The 18456-nt window shown below is 44.3% G+C and carries 15 protein-coding genes; all 15 read right to left on the reverse strand.

Translation table 11 applies throughout. The features are described 5' to 3' along the window. Window positions 1-448: 448 nt before the first annotated feature. A complete protein-coding gene (locus A7975_RS07995; protein WP_065384733.1) occupies window positions 449-1849 on the reverse strand; it encodes a Sapep family Mn(2+)-dependent dipeptidase in 1401 nt (466 codons plus the stop codon). 33 nt (window positions 1850-1882) lie between these two features. Then, the gene (locus tag A7975_RS08000; protein WP_065384734.1) at window positions 1883-2728 is read right to left on the reverse strand and encodes a carbohydrate ABC transporter permease; all 846 of its coding nucleotides are present in this window, start codon (window positions 2726-2728) and stop codon (window positions 1883-1885) included. 5 nt (window positions 2729-2733) lie between these two features. Continuing rightward, window positions 2734-3603: a carbohydrate ABC transporter permease gene (locus A7975_RS08005; RefSeq protein WP_053376599.1), complete on the reverse strand. Its 870-nt coding sequence runs from the start codon at window positions 3601-3603 to the stop codon at window positions 2734-2736. Between the two features lie 85 nt (window positions 3604-3688). Beyond that, window positions 3689-4954 carry an ABC transporter substrate-binding protein gene (locus tag A7975_RS08010; protein ID WP_065384735.1) on the reverse strand — a complete coding sequence of 422 codons (1266 nt, stop codon included), beginning with the start codon at window positions 4952-4954 and terminating at the stop codon, window positions 3689-3691. 47 nt (window positions 4955-5001) lie between these two features. Beyond that, complete coding sequence (locus A7975_RS08015) at window positions 5002-6180, reverse strand: acyl-CoA dehydrogenase family protein (RefSeq protein WP_065384736.1); 1179 nt, start codon at window positions 6178-6180, stop codon at window positions 5002-5004. 110 nt (window positions 6181-6290) lie between these two features. After that, window positions 6291-7367, reverse strand: a complete 1077-nt coding sequence (locus A7975_RS08020) for a response regulator transcription factor (protein WP_065384737.1) — start codon at window positions 7365-7367, stop codon at window positions 6291-6293. Next, window positions 7360-9081, reverse strand: a complete 1722-nt coding sequence (locus A7975_RS08025) for a cache domain-containing sensor histidine kinase (protein WP_053376603.1) — start codon at window positions 9079-9081, stop codon at window positions 7360-7362. The genes A7975_RS08020 and A7975_RS08025 overlap by 8 nt, the downstream gene beginning before the upstream one ends. A gap of 921 nt (window positions 9082-10002) precedes the next feature. Beyond that, complete coding sequence (locus A7975_RS08030; protein WP_053376648.1) at window positions 10003-11094, reverse strand: prephenate dehydrogenase; 1092 nt, start codon at window positions 11092-11094, stop codon at window positions 10003-10005. Window positions 11095-11098: 4 nt separating this feature from the next. Then, on the reverse strand, window positions 11099-12196 hold the full coding sequence (gene hisC / locus A7975_RS08035; protein WP_053376649.1) for a histidinol-phosphate transaminase: 1098 nt from the start codon (window positions 12194-12196) through the stop codon (window positions 11099-11101). Between the two features lie 139 nt (window positions 12197-12335). Next, entirely contained in the window at window positions 12336-13145 is an 810-nt protein-coding gene (gene trpA, locus A7975_RS08040) for a tryptophan synthase subunit alpha (RefSeq protein WP_065384738.1), read from the reverse strand. After that, complete coding sequence (gene trpB / locus A7975_RS08045) at window positions 13132-14337, reverse strand: tryptophan synthase subunit beta (RefSeq protein ID WP_053376651.1); 1206 nt, start codon at window positions 14335-14337, stop codon at window positions 13132-13134. The genes trpA and trpB overlap by 14 nt, the downstream gene beginning before the upstream one ends. Continuing rightward, window positions 14334-15011 carry a phosphoribosylanthranilate isomerase gene (locus A7975_RS08050; RefSeq protein ID WP_065384739.1) on the reverse strand — a complete coding sequence of 226 codons (678 nt, stop codon included), beginning with the start codon at window positions 15009-15011 and terminating at the stop codon, window positions 14334-14336. The genes trpB and A7975_RS08050 overlap by 4 nt, the downstream gene beginning before the upstream one ends. After that, window positions 15008-15808 carry an indole-3-glycerol phosphate synthase TrpC gene (trpC, locus tag A7975_RS08055; RefSeq protein WP_065384740.1) on the reverse strand — a complete coding sequence of 267 codons (801 nt, stop codon included), beginning with the start codon at window positions 15806-15808 and terminating at the stop codon, window positions 15008-15010. Before trpC ends, A7975_RS08050 begins: the two co-directional genes overlap by 4 nt. Next, complete coding sequence (gene trpD, locus A7975_RS08060) at window positions 15795-16847, reverse strand: anthranilate phosphoribosyltransferase (RefSeq protein ID WP_065384741.1); 1053 nt, start codon at window positions 16845-16847, stop codon at window positions 15795-15797. The genes trpC and trpD overlap by 14 nt, the downstream gene beginning before the upstream one ends. Then, a complete protein-coding gene (trpE, locus tag A7975_RS08065) occupies window positions 16847-18415 on the reverse strand; it encodes an anthranilate synthase component I (RefSeq protein ID WP_053376655.1) in 1569 nt (522 codons plus the stop codon). Before trpE ends, trpD begins: the two co-directional genes overlap by 1 nt. Window positions 18416-18456 lie beyond the last annotated feature (41 nt).

Consider the following 18456-nt stretch of genomic DNA (forward strand, 5'->3'; position numbering starts at 1 on the left):
TTCTTTATCACTGTTCAGGTAGCCTTTAATATTCTCTGCCATTTCTACAATGATGTCTGTCAACAAGTTTTTGTGATATTAAGCATCCCAAGCAGAAGAGTTAGTATAGTCATGCAAGGCGCTATAATTGCCTTCTTTCCACATTGCTTCACGCGCTCGATCGTACGATTGCGTTTGTGATGACGATGACGATGAGCATGGTCTGCATCCAACGACGCATTTACCCCTTCGAAAAATACAGATTTATGGGCCAAGTTTGGAGAGCCCAAAGTGACCAACCGGTAACTAGAGACAGCTTGTTAATTCTGACGCACTCGGTAAGCAGCTGATGTTGTAGACGAACATTGTCCTGAACCGTTACTTTCGGAAAACTCACCTTAACCCAAGGCGCTGGGCTTTTATGAATACCGCAAGAGCTACCTTGTCAACAATATTGAATATTCACTTTTTACAGCTCATTTAGCTCTAATAGTGCTACAATGTAAATCTTTAATGCAGTTATCAGATTAGGAATCGACTGCACCTCATCTGGACCGTGAATTTGACCATGACCAGGAGGCAAATCAAGCGATGACAGATCAGTCGTCAAGCCAGGGCCATAGCCTACCGCATGAGGCAGCTTTCTGGCATAAGTACCTCCACCCATTACAAATGGCTTCACTTGCTCTCCTGTTACGACTTGAAAAACTTGCATTAGACATTTTACCTCTGGCGTATCGGGATTATAATAATTTGGCTGACTGTCATGAACATTAGTCACTGTAAAGCCACTTTCCTGCAACTGCTGCAGCGCCACCTTGGATGACTGTTGGATAGGATATCGGATATTTAGCTCTAACGCCAGCCTTCCATCCCGTCCATCTAACAAAGTCCCGACACATGTTAAAGCTCCAGATAACTCATCCTCACACTGTATCCCTAATGCCCGTCCATCATAATTCTTGCAAATATTATAAATCTTCTCAAGTTGCTTGTGGGTAGACCCCTCAAACCATGCACTGTTCAACAATGGCTCAAAAAGGATCGCAATCGCATTGCTTGTCCCTTCAGGAAATGCAGCATGTCCAGATTTGCCGACTGCAAATAAAGTAATCTCTTCTTCCGTCTGACTATACTGAATATGAGAAGGCAGGAGACTTAGCTTGGCGACCGCTGCTTCATCACGTCGAACAATAAGCTCAGCATAACCAGGCACACTATTAGAAGCCACTCCCCCCTGTATGCGAAGGATTGAGCAATCAGTAATATCACAGCTTAAAGTAACAGAGAGCATTCCCTTCTCTCCATAACAAACCGGAAATCCGCTATCAGCCACAATATTAAAGTCTGGAGCATCATAATGCTTACGATAATAGGCAGCATCAAACATACCTATTTCCTCTCCACTACCAATAATGTGCTGAATTTGATAGTTTAAGGGAATACCCAGCTCCTTAATAAATCTAAGTGCATAGAGAACAGCAATTACTCCACCTTTATTATCTTGTACACCTCTGCCTATGAGAAAGCTGTCCTTATGTGTACAAGAAAAAGGTGGGTAGATCCAGCCCTCTCCTGCAGGAACAACATCGATATGTCCCCAAATGCCTACAGACCGCTTTGTCTCATCTCCCATACTAATTTCTGCACAATAATATTCCCTATTGAACGTTTGCAATCCATAGCGTTGACCTAAATCTAATATATACTGAATAGCCTCCGCACATTTTTCCCCGAACGGATACGAAGAGGATGGATCATAAATGGCCACGCTTGGAATACCTACTAATCCAGCAATATCTTCTAATAGCTCGGTCTTGTGCCTCTCAATCCATTGTTCAATCTGTGCTTCATTAATTAAACCTCTCATTAACTTCCCCCCTATCCTGGCGTAGCTTGATCGTTATCCTTTAATTGCACCTTCTGTTAGCCCAGCGATAATGTACTTCTGACCGGCTGCATATAACACAATGATAGGCAGCATCGCCATTAAATACGAAGTGAAGGCCATTGTATAATTAAAGGAATATTCGGTCTTGAAGTTATATTGAAATAAGGGTAAAGTCCAAAATTCCTTCGATTTATTCAAAATTAGAAGTGGAAGCATAAAATCATTCCAGAACCATAATGCATCCATAATGACGAGCGTAACTAGCATCGGCATAATTAAACGTAACACAATAATATGATAAATTTGAAAGGTGCTGCAGCCATCAATTTTTGCCGCCTCTTCAATTTCGGTTGGCATTCCTTCAATATAGTTTACGAGTAGAAATACCCCTCTTGTTAAGCTAAGAGCACCATATAACAAAATAAGCCCAATCGGATTTAGTAGGTTTAGATTGGTCATTATTTTCGTTAAAGGAAGCATAATCACTTGAAAGGGTACAAATAATCCTAACAGTATATAAACATATATAGAGTTGTAATATTTCTTATGACGATTACGAGCAATCGCATAGGAAACGGTAGGGTTAATAATAAGAAGCATAATGATAGATCCGATTGTAATAAAGGCAGTATTCCATACATATCTCCAGTAGTTCCCTTTAGAGAGTAATTCTGCGTAGTTGGAAAAATTCAATGCTCGAGGAAAACTGAAAAAGCCCCTGCCTGCCTCCTCCAATGTCTTGAAAGAGTTGATTATGACCAGATACATCGGCCCCAAAATAATGATGATTCCAATTAGCAAAATGATATTACGGAGAATGCGCCAGCCAAACCCTTCTTGTCGTATCAATAAATTCATATTTATTAGATACCACCTTTACGTGATATTTTTATTTGTAAGAAAGACAACAGAGCAATAATAATAAACAAAATAACCGATTCGGCATTAGCCATCGCAAACCTTAAGTTTTGAAAAGCATCGTTATAAATCATAATTCCAATTAAATTGGTAGATTTCACTGGACCGCCACCAGTCAAGGTATAGGCATAGTCAAAGGATGTAATTCCTGATTTAATTGCAAGCACCATATTTACAGTAATTGTAGGCATTAGATACGGGAATGTAATGTAACGAAAACGATTAAAGGTGCTTGCACCATCCATTCGTCCCGCTTCGTACAGTTCGGCAGGAACAGATTGCAATCCCGCAATAAAAATAAGGGTTGGCAAAGCGACAGCTTGCCAGATATTGACGATTGCAACAGCAATCAATGCATATTTAGGATGAGCTATAGGACTCTGATACAGCGCGGCAATGTCTAAGGCCTCACCAAGGGGTGGAACAACTCTAAAAAATAGCTGATCCCATATTAATGAAATGGTTACCGCACTAATCATAGCCGGCAAAAAATAAACAGACTTAGTGAATGTTTTAAATTTCCTAAGGGAGTTTAAGCTTAAAGCTAAAATTAAAGATAGAATCATTACTCCTGCTACAAGCATAATCGCATACTTCCCAGTGACGATTAAGGATTGCTTAAAGTTAGGATTATTCCATAGTTCTACATAGTTACTAAAACCAACATAATTATAGCTAGAACTAATCCCATTCCAATCTGTAAAGCTATATTGAATACCTATAATCACTGCATAAGTAAAAAATAGTGTATACAGAATGACAGCAGGAAGAGTGAATAAGAAATAAGTTGAGCGTTCTAGTACTTTGCTTATCATGCTATACCTTCCTTATCTCGTAGTTAAAAAGACTGAACGACAACTTGATATGCTCAAATTGTCGTCCAGATCAATGCTATTGAATTTACTTAACGGCGTTCAGCTTAATGGTCTCATCAATGTTCTTCAGGTATTGCTCAGGCGTCTCGTTATTAATGAGATAGCCTTGAGTTGTACTATATAATTCCGTTACGATCGCACTTGGAATCTTCGAAGACATCCAATCATGAACATTACCGTTGTCGATAAAGTCTAGTAAAGGCTGCAAATATTGATCGCCATACGTTGTCCCGCTAATAATGGAAGGTTCGCCAGATAAATCAGACCACTTCTGAGCAACCTCTGGTTTAGCAAGATATTTCAAGAACGTAAGTGCAGCTTCTTTTTCCTCAGGCTTTGCTTTCGCAGAGATTGACAGGGAGGCATTAACACCCGATAGAGCTGTCGTTGTATCTGCCGTATCATTTGGAAGTGGGAACGCACCGAATTTCAAATTAGGATTAGCAAGCTTAATATTTCCACGACCGTAAGAGCCAGAAATGATCATAGCAGCTTGCCCATTAGCAAATGCTTCCTGCATCATTTGAGCACTCACACCAAACGCATCCTTATTCGCATATTCTGTTAGCTCTTTAAGTTTTTTAGCAAATTCCAAGAATGCAGGATTTCCCTCAACTTGTCCTTCACCCTTAGCCACTTTAACCATTTCCTCAACACCACCAGGTGCAAATGCAATGTTGGTTGCCTGGAAGATATGACCTACATCCTTCAGTGGAAGATATAACGGTGTAATGCCTTTGCTTTCGAATACTTTGCATACTTCGATAAACTCAGCATACGTTGTTGGAATTTTCACTCCATTTTGCTCAAATAGATCGATATTATAATATACAGCCATATAATTTCGAGCGTATGGTAGAGAGTAGTATCCACCGTCATCTGCTGCTGTCATGTCCAAATACTTTTTGTTAATGTCCTTGATAAAGGGTTGATCGCTTAAGTTTTCGATATATCCATTTTTCACTTTTTCCTTAAATTGAAGCTGTGTAGGGAAATCAGTGAATAATGGTGGAATATCGTTCGTTGCAAAACGAGACGTTAACACTTTAACCGGATCAGGTACTGTATTCATATCAATTAAAATGTTCGGGTATTCCTTTGTAAAATCAGCAATAATTTCGCGATAGGCGTTTTGAATCGCTTCCTCACCCTGCTGCTGGAAAAACTCGATTTTAATACTATCGCTCTTACCTGAATTTCCGTTAGCTGGTGCATTTTCCTTACTGCATGCCGTCAGCATTATGGACACTAATAACATAGCTATGACTGATAACTTCACACTTCTTTTCATCTCTTTCTCCCCTAACTACTTCTTTTTTATGGACTCCATATAGAGCTTTACTTTCCTAATGCACGATTGGCTAAATTCGTAATGACAACATCGTCCATTGGCGGATTATGAAGCCCTGCACGAACATCACGATACATACGCTCAAGCGGATAATCTTTGGAGAGGCTAAAGCCCCCTACAATTCTCATCGCGCGATCAACAACACGTAGTGCTGCATTGGTAACAAGATGCTTTGCAACACCTAGCTCAATCTTCAAATTTTCACGATTATCCTTTTCCTTATCCCAACGATCTGCAGTATCATAAAGGAAGGTTCTTGCTGTAATTAAATCAAGTTCAATTTCTCCGATTAGAGACTTAATATTGGGCAGCTCAGCAATTGGTACTTGTAATGAATTAGGCTGGTGTTTAGCTGCAAATGAAACGGCTAGATCTCGAGCTCCATGTGCAATTCCAAGATAACATGCAGGAATATGAAGCATATTACCGTCTGTTGGAATAGGCTTACGTAGCTGATCATTTGCTTTACCACGAATCAGATATCTGTCCGGTACAAATACCTCTTTCATTACAACATCGTGACTGCCTGTAGAACGCATCCCCATCGTGTTCCATGTCTCAAGCACCTTCACGCCATCGCCAGCTTCCATAAGAAATGACCCTACAGTATCGCTATCTGACATCGTAGCCGCAATAATAAACTTTTCGAGAATCGGACTTAACGTGCAGTAAGATTTTTGACCCGTTATCAACCAGCCGCCCTCCACTTTAACTGCTTTCGTTTCAGGCTTTCCGCCACGAGTCGGACTGCCCATTGCTCGCTCACTTACCAATTCATTCAACACTAGCCCATCATGTACAATCTCATAACATAACTCACTAAACAGGTCATCTGGCATTGCACCTGATAGATGAAGCTGCTTCAATAAACCAATATGCCAACCGATTGCTAGTGCAGTGGAGCCGTCTCCTCTTGCCAGTCGCTCTTGAGATAGAACTAGTTCGTAAATCGACGCTTCCTCTCCTCCGTATTGCTTTGGGACGGTAAGAGCAGTGTATCTGCTCTGTCGTAACTCATTAAAATTCTCAAAAGGAAATGTTCCTTCAAGATCATGCTTAGGAGCTCGACCTGCAAATATCTTTGCCAGCTGATCTGCTCTCGCCGCAATTTTCGCTTCCCGCTCATTTCGTATAAAACGATCTGAAGGATCAGAGTATGTCACCATTAACAACTGCCTCTCTCATAAATCTTATTGGTTTACTTTGTTTTATGATAGACGTATTTTGATGCAAATTAAATATAAAAAAACCGAGTTTTTTATTGTAAAAAACCGTACTAGTTGTCCTCCACAGGCTGTTTACGGCATTCATTAGGTGTAACGCTATAAAATTTCTTAAATACATTGGAAAAATACTGCGGATCTTGCTCAAATCCACATTGTTCAGCTACTTCATATATTTTCAACGTAGGATGTGAAAGCAATAGCTCCTTCGCCTTCTTCATGCGAACAGAGGTCAAGAACTGAGTATATTTCTCTCCTTCATGTTGCCTAAACAGCTTACCCAAATATTCGGAGTTAAGAAATAAATAATTTTGAGCTAGCCATTGCAAAGAAAGCTGTCTATTCTGAATGTGCCGGATGGTTAATTGTTTTATTTTTATAACCAGCATTGCCTTCTTATCAATCTTATAATAATGATAGCTCGTATACAGCCTCCCTAGTTCCTTCTGGAAAGCTTGTATATCTTGACTCTCTACAACTGTAGATGCTGTACGAATGCCATATTCTGATTTCAACTGATCGCGAATATAGGACAGAACATCATTATTGTTTTCTTGAATGGCAGGTGATGATACCCCCTCACTCCATAATTGCTCTATCCATAACCTCGATATCTTCATTAACCGGGCTTCATCAGCATCAACAATCGCCTGTAACAAATCACTAGGTATCGTTGAAGAAATTATCCTTTCACTTTCAACTGCAATTGAAACGTTGGGGTTTGTATTTTTCGCAAAATTATTGCGTATAGTATCTACCTCCCCTTTAGACCACAGCAAAGCTTCAGTAATCTCCTGCTCATTACTTGGCTTTAATAAATACCGTCGCACACCAAAACGCATCGCCTGAGTAGCTAACTCAAACTCTCCAAATCCTGATAATACAATAAATATAATGTGCGAAGATTTTTTTAAACCCTGCTCAATTAATTGAAGTCCATCAACGATTGGCATTTTAATATCTGTAATGACAACATCAGGCTGTAGCTCTTGAATCCTCTCTAATGCCTGCTGTCCATTGACAGCTGTTCCTACTAACACCATACCAAGAGCTGACCAGTCAATAGATGCTGCAATACCTTCTCTCGACGTTCGTTCATCATCGACGATTAATACCCGATAGCTAGACATGACCATCTGCCCCTTCCAATAAAACAGGAATTCGAATCCGAATAATTGTTCCTTGATCAATACCTTTCAATATCCCAATACCATATGGCTCTCCATACAGTAATCGCAAACGTTCATGAATGCTTCTTAGTCCAATTCCATCCCCTGTTTCCTGCTCTAAATAATGCGTGTCCATTCCTGGGCCTTGATCCGCAATCCAAATATCTAATTGCTCACCAAAACGTTCCCCACTAATCGTAATATTACATTCTCCTGTCAATTCATCGATTCCGTACTTAATAGCATTTTCAACAATAGGCTGCAGGATCATTGCAGGAATATAACATCTATTTAATTCATCCGGAATATCGATTTCACATTGCAGCCGTTCTTCAAAACGATATTTCTGAATGAGTAAATAGTTATTCACATGCTGAATTTCTTCCTGTAACATGACCATTTCCTTTTTACTTGTCGTACTTCGCAACATATCGCCCAAGGCTTTAACCATACTAGAGATACGCTCTTGTCCATGTCTGCGTGCTAGCCAGTTAATCGAATCCAGCGTATTGTAGAGAAAATGAGGATTTAGCTTCGCCTTCAGCGCCTCATACTGAGACTCCTTTATATGAATTTGTTTGATATAGTTATCCTTAATTAAACGGTCTAATGAAACGGTCATTTTGTCAAAGCTGTTCGTTAACCAACCGATTTCATCCATATTTTTTACAGGCTCATCTTGATAGGTAGCAAAATCTCCTTTCTCTACCTTGCTCATCCGAAAAGCCAGCATCTCCAATGGACGTGTAATGCTTCTTGCAAAAATAAAGCCTATCCACACAAGTGAGACAAGAATGAGACTGTATAAAAGCAGCAGGATTTTTTTCATCAGAATGGCTTTCTGAAATAACGATTCATAAGGTACAAGATTCACTAATGTCCAACCTGTAAAGCTTATTGTAGATAAGGTACTTAAATATTTGTGATCATTTAACGTGATCATCTCATAGCGTTCGCCTGATCGTTCATTCTGTATTAGAGAGTTCGGCATAATTGTATCTTTCCATTGCTCATCATTCCAATAGATGGGGGTATGATCCTCATAGATGAGTAATATATTATTGGAAGTTGACTGACCGGAGCTAATGGAATCAATCAAATCATCTGCATTCACTCGAACAATTAACGTCCCTAACTTTGGAAAATCCATACTCTTTACTGCCCTTATTTCCCTTAAGGAAGTAAAAATCTTGGAATCTCTTTCCCCACCCTTCCACAGACTCTTCCCTTCCGCCTCAGCGGCCATTGCGATAAATTGCTTACTATAGGCTGGTGCAGTTTCATCCTTGGTGGTGCCTAGCCAGTATTCATTACCCCAATAATCAATAATCGCCATAGAGCGAATCGGATAATTAAAGAAACGATACGACAGCAGCTTATCTTCCAATGCTCGAATTGTAAAATAGGTTTCGCGACTATTCTTGTTCTGCTTTATCTTCTCCAGTCCTTGTTGAATGTCAGCGTCACTTGCTATCGATTGCGTCATTCGATCAATAGCTGCTAGCATATCCTCGATTCGCTCTGAATACAAATATAGCTTCTCACTTGTTTGTTCATATACAAGCTGTTCATATAACTTATGCATATTTTGTACGTACAAAAGACTAATGCCACTCGTCAATAGAACACCGATCAATACAAACAATACCAGCTTATGTCTTATTCTTTTTTTCATTCTTAATTCTCCCCGTACACCGTATACCACTTCCATCGTATTAAAATAATCTAATAAAGAAGTACTAATGTAGATGAATAGATCAACGCTCTAATAAAAAATACTCTATATTTCCTAGTAAAACAATAAGGAAATAAGAATATAGTTTGTTGGGGATATGAAATTACAAAACGAATCAAGATATAAAAATCAGATAGATATAAAATTGAAAGCAATTAAGGATATTAGGAATATTAAAAAATCGAGGATTTAAGAGAGTTGATTGAGGGGGGAATTGATATACGAATGATAGATATACTCAAATATTATAAGTAAGTTAAATTTACTGAATTTTTTTAATAAAAATGGCTCCATCTTTATACCAGTGCTCAACTATGTATAAACAACAGTGGAGTTTTGAAGGAATGTTGACAAGCGAAGCGACTACCTTGTTAAAGGATAATTTCTTCCCTCATTTGTATCCATTCAGGAAATTTAGTTTGTGAGTATGCTTATAATTTAGATGAAAGCTATTGCTATATGTCATAAATATCCGATTTAATTGCCTAGAGATGCTCTTTAACTGCAATGGGAACATCCTTCAAAACGTAACGTTACTTTCCTATCTTGAAATCGGACTAGAACAAATGGACAAAATAATTCCGAATAGCGTTACAAAGATACATTTAAATAGGGAGAAATAGGAACGTTAACTTTACTAAGCCTAAGTATAGAGATAATGAGGTTTCGTTTTTCTAAAAAAAAACCACCCCGAAGGGTGGTCCGCACTCATGATGAGTACTATAGGATTTGGATAGGAGTGGAGAGAAACCATACTGTACCTTTATTATATGTATACGCTTCCACTTTGTCAATAAGCGCTTTCATTTTTGTTTTAATTAATTTGTAAGCGCTTAGATGTTACAAAAGACGAACACCTGGTTAAAGGTGCACGTCATAGCCTTTTGCAGAAAGCACGGCAACCGCCTGGTCCAAATACTCCTGGCTTCGGAACGAAAGTCTTAACACGCCCGGCACGTCTTCCCTGCTCTCGATAATGTGGATGTTGCTCAGGTTGATTAGGCTATTCCCTAGCTCGCTTGTTATTTTACCGATGATACCGGGATGATCCGGAATATCGACATAACAATCAAAGGCGGATTGGATCATGCCTTTGCGGCGCTCAGGCATTTTGCTGCGGAATTCCCCTGCTGTTTCGAATGCGTTTGCTATCGCATCTCCATCGAGATTCTCCAGCATCGCAACAAATTTATCCGTTTCCTTGCTCCAATCGCGCAGCAGCTCAAGCACAACCTTGCGATTATTAATTAATATATCACGCCATATGATCGGATCGCCGGAAGCAATACGCGTAATGTCACGGAAGCCTCCTGCGGCAAGCGATTCATACAGCCCATTCTCTTCATTATAGCCACGAATCTGGTTCACCAGCGAAACAGCGATGATATGCGGCAAATGACTGATTGCTCCTGCAATCTCGTCATGCTCCTTCGCGTCTACTTTGACGATATTCGCTTTCGTATGGCTAAGAAGCTCTACGAGACGGCCAACCGCTTCCTCAGATGTATGTTCATCCGGAGTCAAGACGTAGAAGGCATTCTCGTAGAGATGCGAGGACGCGGCTTCAACTCCTGTACGCTCGGAACCCGCCATCGGATGTCCGCCAATAAACGTTGCCGGGCCAAAATCAAGCGATTTCGCGCAAGCCATAACCGAAGCCTTTGTGCTCCCCGCATCCGTAACAATACAACCTGGCTTTAAGTTGAAATTGCTCAGCTTCACCATATATTCTTCAATATTCCCAACCGGTACGCATACAAAAATAAAGTCGGCTTGCTCCGCGGCCTCCTGCATGGATGTAGTCGCATAGTCCACGACGCCGCGCTGCACATACTTCTCGACTTGAGATTGCCGATTTGAATGACCGATCACGGTAATATCCGGTTTTCCCTTAAAGCAAAGGGCGATCGAACCACCGATCAGCCCTACCCCAAAAATAGCAACAGTAGTCATAACGTTATCCTTGCACCGCCGCTTCCTGCAAAACCTGTTCAAGCGCTGCGATAAACTTTTCATTTTGCTCTCTTGTGCCAACCGTAATCCGAATATGATTCGGATAATAAGTCCAGCGTGGTCTCGAAATAATTCCTCTGCGAAGCAATCCGTCGAATACCTCGGGCGATGAACGCTTCGTATCTACCATAACGAAGTTCCCGTATGCGGGGAAGTAGGATAAGCCAAGGCGGTCAAATTGCTCGGACAAATACGCAACGCCTTGTTTATTTTGCTCACGGCAGTAAGCAATAAAATCCTTGTCCGCAAGTGCAGCTTTTGCCGCTGCCTGCGCCGCCCGCGAGGTATTGAACGGCTCACGCACTTGATTCGTGAAGCGAATCACATCGGGATGTCCAACGCCATACCCAATCCGCAGTGCTGCCAAGCCATAGATTTTCGAAAAAGTACGTAATACGATCAGGTTGCGGTGCTCTTTAAGCAGCTTAACCCCATCTGGGAACGCAGGATCGTCAATATATTCGCCATAAGCTTCATCCAGCACGACAAGGACGTTCGCAGGAACCTGCTTTAAAAATGCGGACAATTCCGGCAGCGTTACAATCGTTCCCGTCGGGTTGTTCGGATTGCAAATCCAAATGATTTTTGTGCGGCTGTTCACTTTAGCAAGCATGGCAGGCAAATCATGTTTGCCCTCTTTTAGAGGAACCTCTACGATGCGCGCATTTTCGATTTCTGCATTATGCTTGTATTGGGGAAATGTTTCATCCGCCATGATCGTTTCGTCGCCAGGTACAATAAACGCTCTGTTAATCATAAGTATGATTTCGCTGGAGCCCGTTCCAAAAATAATTTGATTTGACTCCACGCCAAGCTCGTCCGCAAGTGCAGCTGTTAGTTCAACGCTCGCTCCATCGGGATAAATATTTAAATTTGATATTTCTTCAATAATGGCTGTTTTAACCTGTTCGGAGCATCCAAACGGATTTTCATTCGATGCAAGCTTAATAACTTCCTTTAATCCAAGCTCCCTCTTAACATCCTCAACCGGCTTTCCAGGCTGGTAGACGGGAAGGTGGACGATATTACCTTTGGGCTGCATGAGCCGCTCACCTCTTTTATTATGGACTAGTCTAATTACTTGATACATTGTCTCATATCTGTTTAAGGTTTTAAAGTTTTTTTACGCAAGAAGAGCCCCTCGCCGTATGCAAGAAGCTCTTCTTCATAAAATCTTATCATTATCCTTTAAGCTGTGCGACAAAATCGCCGATTTGCTTAAGGCCTGCATCACGTTTGCTTGGATCTTGCAGCAGCGGAATCGCTTCCTCAATCGTGCGTACAATAGCGCTTCCTACGATTACCCCGTCGCATTGCTTCTCGAAGCGAGCTACCTGCTCGCGGCTTGAAATGCCAAAGCCAACGGCGATCGGCAAATCAGTCGCCTCGCGCACTGTCGCAAGAAATTCATCAATGCCCGTATGAAAATCCGCTCTCACTCCCGTTACGCCAAGCGAGGATACGCAATACACAAAACCTTTTGCTTTGCGCGAAATCCGGGTCACGCGATCCTTTGAGGTTGGTGCAACAAGCGGGATTAGATGAACGTTAGCCTCTTCGGCAAGCTGACGTACTTCCTCATCCTCTTCAATCGGCAAATCAGGAATAATTAGTCCGCTGATCCCTTTGCTTACTACAAGCTCAAAGAACGCCTTCAATCCGAACTGAAAGACTGGATTATAATAAGTAAATAAGATAAAAGGAATAGTAACGCCGGCTTCGCGAGCCCGCTCCGCAACATGAATGCAATCCTTTAACGTAATGCTGTTATGGAGCAACGCACGCTCGGATGCCCGCTGAATAACTGGGCCGTCTGCGAGCGGATCGGAGTAAGGAACGCCCAGCTCGATCATATCGGCGCCGGCTTTCTCAAGCGTCTGGATGATCTGAACGGACGTGTCCAGATCAGGGTCTCCCATCGTTACAAAAGGAATAAGCGCCGTTTTGCCTTCGGCTTTCAGGCGCGCAAACGCCGTATCAATGTGATTCATGCTTTTCTACCCCCAAATACCCCATAATCGCCTCTACGTCCTTGTCACCGCGGCCGGACAAGCTTACAACGACAACCTTGTCTTTATCCAGCGTTGGAGCAAGCTTAATCGTCTGAGCAATCGCATGCGCGGATTCAAGCGCCGGAATAATTCCTTCCGTGCGCGACAGCAACTGCAGTGCTTCGAGTGCCTCCGCATCAGTCACAGGTACATATTCCGCACGGCCTGAATCCTTCAGGTAAGCATGCTCCGGTCCAATGCCTGGATAATCGAGTCCTGCGGATATCGAATGCGCCGGCTGAACCTGTCCATGCTCGTCCTGAAGCACGTAGCTCATGGAGCCTTGGAATACGCCGTGGCGTCCTTTAGTCATTGTAGCCGCATGCTCTATCGTATCCACTCCGCGGCCGGCTGCTTCAACCCCTAGCAGCTTCACGCCCTCGTCGTTCACGAACGGATAGAAAATACCCATCGCATTGCTGCCTCCGCCTACTGCTGCCACTACGTAGTCAGGCAATCTGCCTTCATCGGCCAAAATCTGCTGACGGGCTTCATCCCCAATAATGCGTTGGAAATCACGAACCATCATCGGATAAGGATGCGGGCCAGTAACCGAGCCCAAAATATAATAAGTATCGTCAACGTTGCTAACCCAGTAGCGAAGTGTTTCGTTGCAAGCATCTTTAAGCGTTCTTGTACCCGACAGCACAGGCACCACTTCAGAGCCGAGCAGCTGCATGCGGAACACATTGAGCTGCTGACGCTTCATATCCTCTTCGCCCATGAACACCTTGCACTCGAGGCCAAGCAAAGCAGCGATCGTAGCAGACGCTACACCATGCTGACCTGCGCCGGTCTCGGCAATAATTTTCGATTTGCCCATGCGCTTTGCAAGCACGCCTTGCCCAATCGTATTGTTGATCTTATGTGCGCCGGTATGGTTCAGGTCTTCTCGTTTTAAGTATATTTTCGCTCCGCCGAGATGCGCGCTCAATCGCTCCGCATAGTACAACGATGTTGGGCGTCCCGAATATTTATGCAATAAATAACGAACCTCGTCTTGAAACGCTTGATCCTTGGAGTAATGAGCATAAGCTTCCTCCAGCTCAAGCAATGCGTTCATCAATGTTTCCGGCACGTATCTTCCGCCAAATGCGCCAAAGCGGCCATTTTCATCTGGTACCTGTGTCATGCTTCCATCACCCTTCTTACAAATAATCGGATCTTGTCGATATCCTTGCGACCATCCGTCTCTACTCCGCTAGATACATCAATCCCGCTTGGAGCATATGTCCTAAGCAGCTCTTGTACGTTTCCTTCATGCAATCCGCCAGCAACATATAGAGTTAGGCCAAGCTCGTCAGCCGCTTTATTATAGTCTTCTATCGCTTCCCAGTTGAAAGTCTGCCCTGTACCGCCGCCAGGAGCATCGATTAGCACCGCATCAACAGCCCCCTTGTATGGCGACAAAAGCTCAAGTGCGGAGACAGGACCATTTCCATCAGTGTCCCGTTTTACAGAAAATACCTTCCATACCAGCACCTTAAGCTGTTCGCGAACCGACCTGCAAAATGCAGCCGATTCATTGCCATGCAGCTGAACGACGTCCAGTTGCGCCTCCGCTAAAATAGCATGCAGATTCTCGTAAGATTCATTCACGAAGACGCCGACCGTCCTCGGACGTTCACCGCCAGCTGCTTGCAGCCTAGCTGCTGCTTTTATAAGCTGAGCAGCCGTTTCCTTATCGACCTGCCGCTTGCTTGGAGCAAACACAAAGCCGATCTCGTGAATAGGCAAACCATTCATCGCCTCAATCGTTTGGACATCCTTTAACCCGCATATTTTGATACGCGGCAGCTGCTTCATCGAGCGATCACCGTACCCATCAGATCCTCTACCGCTTGACCTACATTTTCATGACGCATAAAATGCTCGCCAATCAGCACGCCATGAGCGCCGATTGTTTGCAAATAGTCCATATCGGACTTGCCTGCTATGCCGCTTTCGCTGATAACTGTTACATTTTGGGGCATATGCCCGATGAGAGCTTCGGTTGTTTTCAAATCAGTTACGAATGATTTTAAGTCACGATTGTTTATGCCAATCAGCGTCGCTTTATCCAGCTCAAGAACACCTTCAAGCTCCTCTAGGTTATGCACCTCTACAAGCACGTCCATGCCGATCGATTTCGCAAGATCATGAAATTTACTAAGCTGTGCAGGTGTCAGAATTGCGGCAATTAGCAAAATCGCATCCGCGCCGATCAAGCGCGCTTCATAAATTTGACGCTCATCGATTGTGAAATCCTTCCGAAGAAGAGGAACCTTTACCGTCTCGCGCACCGCGCTCAGAAAAGCGTTTGACCCTTGGAAATAGTCACGGTCAGTCAACACCGAAATACAATCTGCCCCGGCAGCTTCGTAAGCTGCAGCAAGCGACGTTGGCTCAAAATCGCTGCGGATCAAGCCCTTGGACGGCGATGCCTTCTTCACCTCCGCGATTAGACCCATGTTTCTATTGCGGCCTTCCTTCGACAACGCCTTCTCGAAGCCTCTGCATGCTGCCAAAGCTGCGATTTCTTTCTCAACCTCTGCCAGATCAAAGCGAGCAGCGAGCTCTTCAACCTCTGCCCTCTTGGTTGCTACAATTTTATCTAGAAACATGTGCCAACTCTCCTGTCGTTTGAATGAGGCTGACGAGCTTCTGCTGCGCCTCGCCAGAATCGATTACTTTGGCTGCTATCGTTACACCCTCGCTAAGGGAAGCTGCCAGTCCGCCCACATAAATGCAAGCTCCTGCGTTCGCAAGCACGATATCGCGGTAAGCTCCGCGCTGTTCACCCGAGAAGATCGCGCGAATAAGCGCAGCGTTCACCTCCGGTTCGCCGCCCATCACATCCGCGATCGGCCAGCGCGTCAGCCCCAGCTCCTCAGGCGTAACATCATAGGTTTGAACCTTACCGTTTAACAGTTCCGAAATTTGCGTTGGCGCAGAGATGCTGATTTCGTCAAGACCGTCATGACTGCTCACGACCAGCGCCCGCCTCAAGCCGAGCTCGCCTAGCACTTCAGCAACGGTCGACGTTCTCGCACGGTCATACAAGCCAAGGAGCTGCCTGTCTGCTCCTGCCGGATTCGTAAGCGGCCCAAGCATGTTAAATATCGTCCGAATGCCAAGCTCACGGCGCGGTACTGCAGCATGGCGAAGCGAAGGATGGTACAGCTGCGCGAACATGAAGCAAATACCGATCTCGTTCAAGCATAACGCGGCTTGCTCCGGTGAAATCGCAATTTGCACGCCGAGCGCTTCCAGCACATCTGCACTGCCTGTTTTGCCCGACATGGCACGATTGCCATGCTTGGCTACCCGAATGCCCGCTGCTGCCGCAATGATGGAGGATGCGGTAGAAATGTTGAATTTATGAATGCCCGATCCGCCGGTCCCGCATGTATCCAGCAATCCCTCCTGCTCCGTATGGAGATGGCTGGAATGCGCGCGCATCGCTTCCGCAAAACCCGTTATTTCGTCCTTCGTCTCGCCCTTCATCCGCAGTGCAGTTACAACGCCGGCAATTTGAGCATCCGTTGCTTCGCCGTTCATGATGATGTTCATGACCGCGCTTGCTTGCTCTCTCGTAAGATCCGCACCGCCGATAAGCTGACTAAGCGCACGCTGCATCGTTATCGCTTCATTCCCTTGCATTATTGACCAAGCCCCTCTCCGGCCTTGACGTAATAATCCATATTGATTGAATTGAAGCTATCTGATGGCTTCGGCTGCGCGAAGATCGCTTCTGCTGCGCGAATCGCTTTAAGCATCCCTTTGGCTTTGTTCACCGTCTCTAAGTATTCACTCTCCGGCACGGAATCCCATACGATGCCCGCTCCGGCTTGCACATAAGCTTTGCCGTGTTTAAAAATGATCGTCCGAATCGTAATGCAAGTATCCATCGATCCGCCAAAGCCCAAGTATCCGATTGCGCCCGCATAAGCGCCGCGAGCTTCATTTTCCAGCTCCGCAATAATCTCCATCGCTCTGAGCTTTGGCGCGCCCGAGACCGTGCCGGCAGGCAGACAGGATATGAATGCATCAAAGAAGTCTTTGTCCTTGTGCAGCTTGCCTGAAACGTTAGAAACGATATGCATAACATGCGAGTATCTCTCTATCTCCATGAAAGAGTCGCATTTTACAGTCCCGAACTCCGACACGCGTCCGATATCGTTGCGGCCAAGGTCAACCAGCATCAAATGCTCCGCGCGCTCCTTCTCGTCTGCAAGCAGCTCAAGCTCAAGCGCTTTGTCCTCTTCCGGCGTTTTGCCGCGCGGCCTTGTGCCGGCAATCGGCCGTGTCTCCACGCGATCCCCGTTTACCTTCACCAGCGCTTCCGGCGATGTGCCGACGATAACCTCTTCGCCCATTTTCAAATAATACATATACGGAGATGGATTCATCGTACGCAGCACACGGTACACATGAAGCGGATCAATATCGGTATCGATGTTGAAGCGCTGCGACAATACCACTTGAAAAATATCGCCTGCACGAATGTACTGCTTCGCCTGCTCGATATTGGAGATGAATTGCTCCTTCGTTACGTTCGATTGAATATCACCAAGCTCTTGATCAAACTGGATCGATCCGCCAGCCGTTACGGGAATCGTTACGGGCTGCTGCAATCGCTCGATCGTCGCTTCGATTTTGGCAACCGCCTCCTCGTAGCTTCTTGCGATATCAGCATCGGTCGCTCCTTCGGCTATATGAACGTTGCCGACAATTTGCAGCTGCTGCTTGAAGTGATCGAAGACGATGACTTGGTCGCAGAACATAAACTGCATATCGTTCATATTCAAATCGTCAATTCGGTGCGCCGGAAGCTTCTCGTAATATTGCAGCAAATCGTATCCAAAAAAGCCGATCGCACCGCCCGTGAAGGGAGGCAGCTCTGGAAGCGACGGACTGCGGAAGGAACGCAAATGAGCTTTGAGCAGCTCAATCGGTTTATCGTTAAGCACATGCTTCTCGCCTCTATGCTCCAGCACCATCTCGCCGTTTTTACCGTAAAGCATCATAAAAGGATCTGTTCCGATAAACGAATAACGCGCCCACTTCGCACCGCCCTCGACGCTCTCCAGCAGGAAGGCATGATCCTCCTTCGCAAAATGCTGAAACAGCCGGATTGGTGTTTCTGTGTCCGCCATCATATAACGAACAATTGGAATTAAATTGTATTGATCGGCAAGACGTGTAACATGCTGCAGCTCATTTGACATTCCGAACAACCTCCCTGTTTAATAAACCTAGCCTTTAATGT

This window comes from Bacillus sp. FJAT-26390, assembly GCF_001682865.1.
In the GTDB taxonomy this organism is placed as follows: domain Bacteria; phylum Bacillota; class Bacilli; order Paenibacillales; family Paenibacillaceae; genus Pristimantibacillus.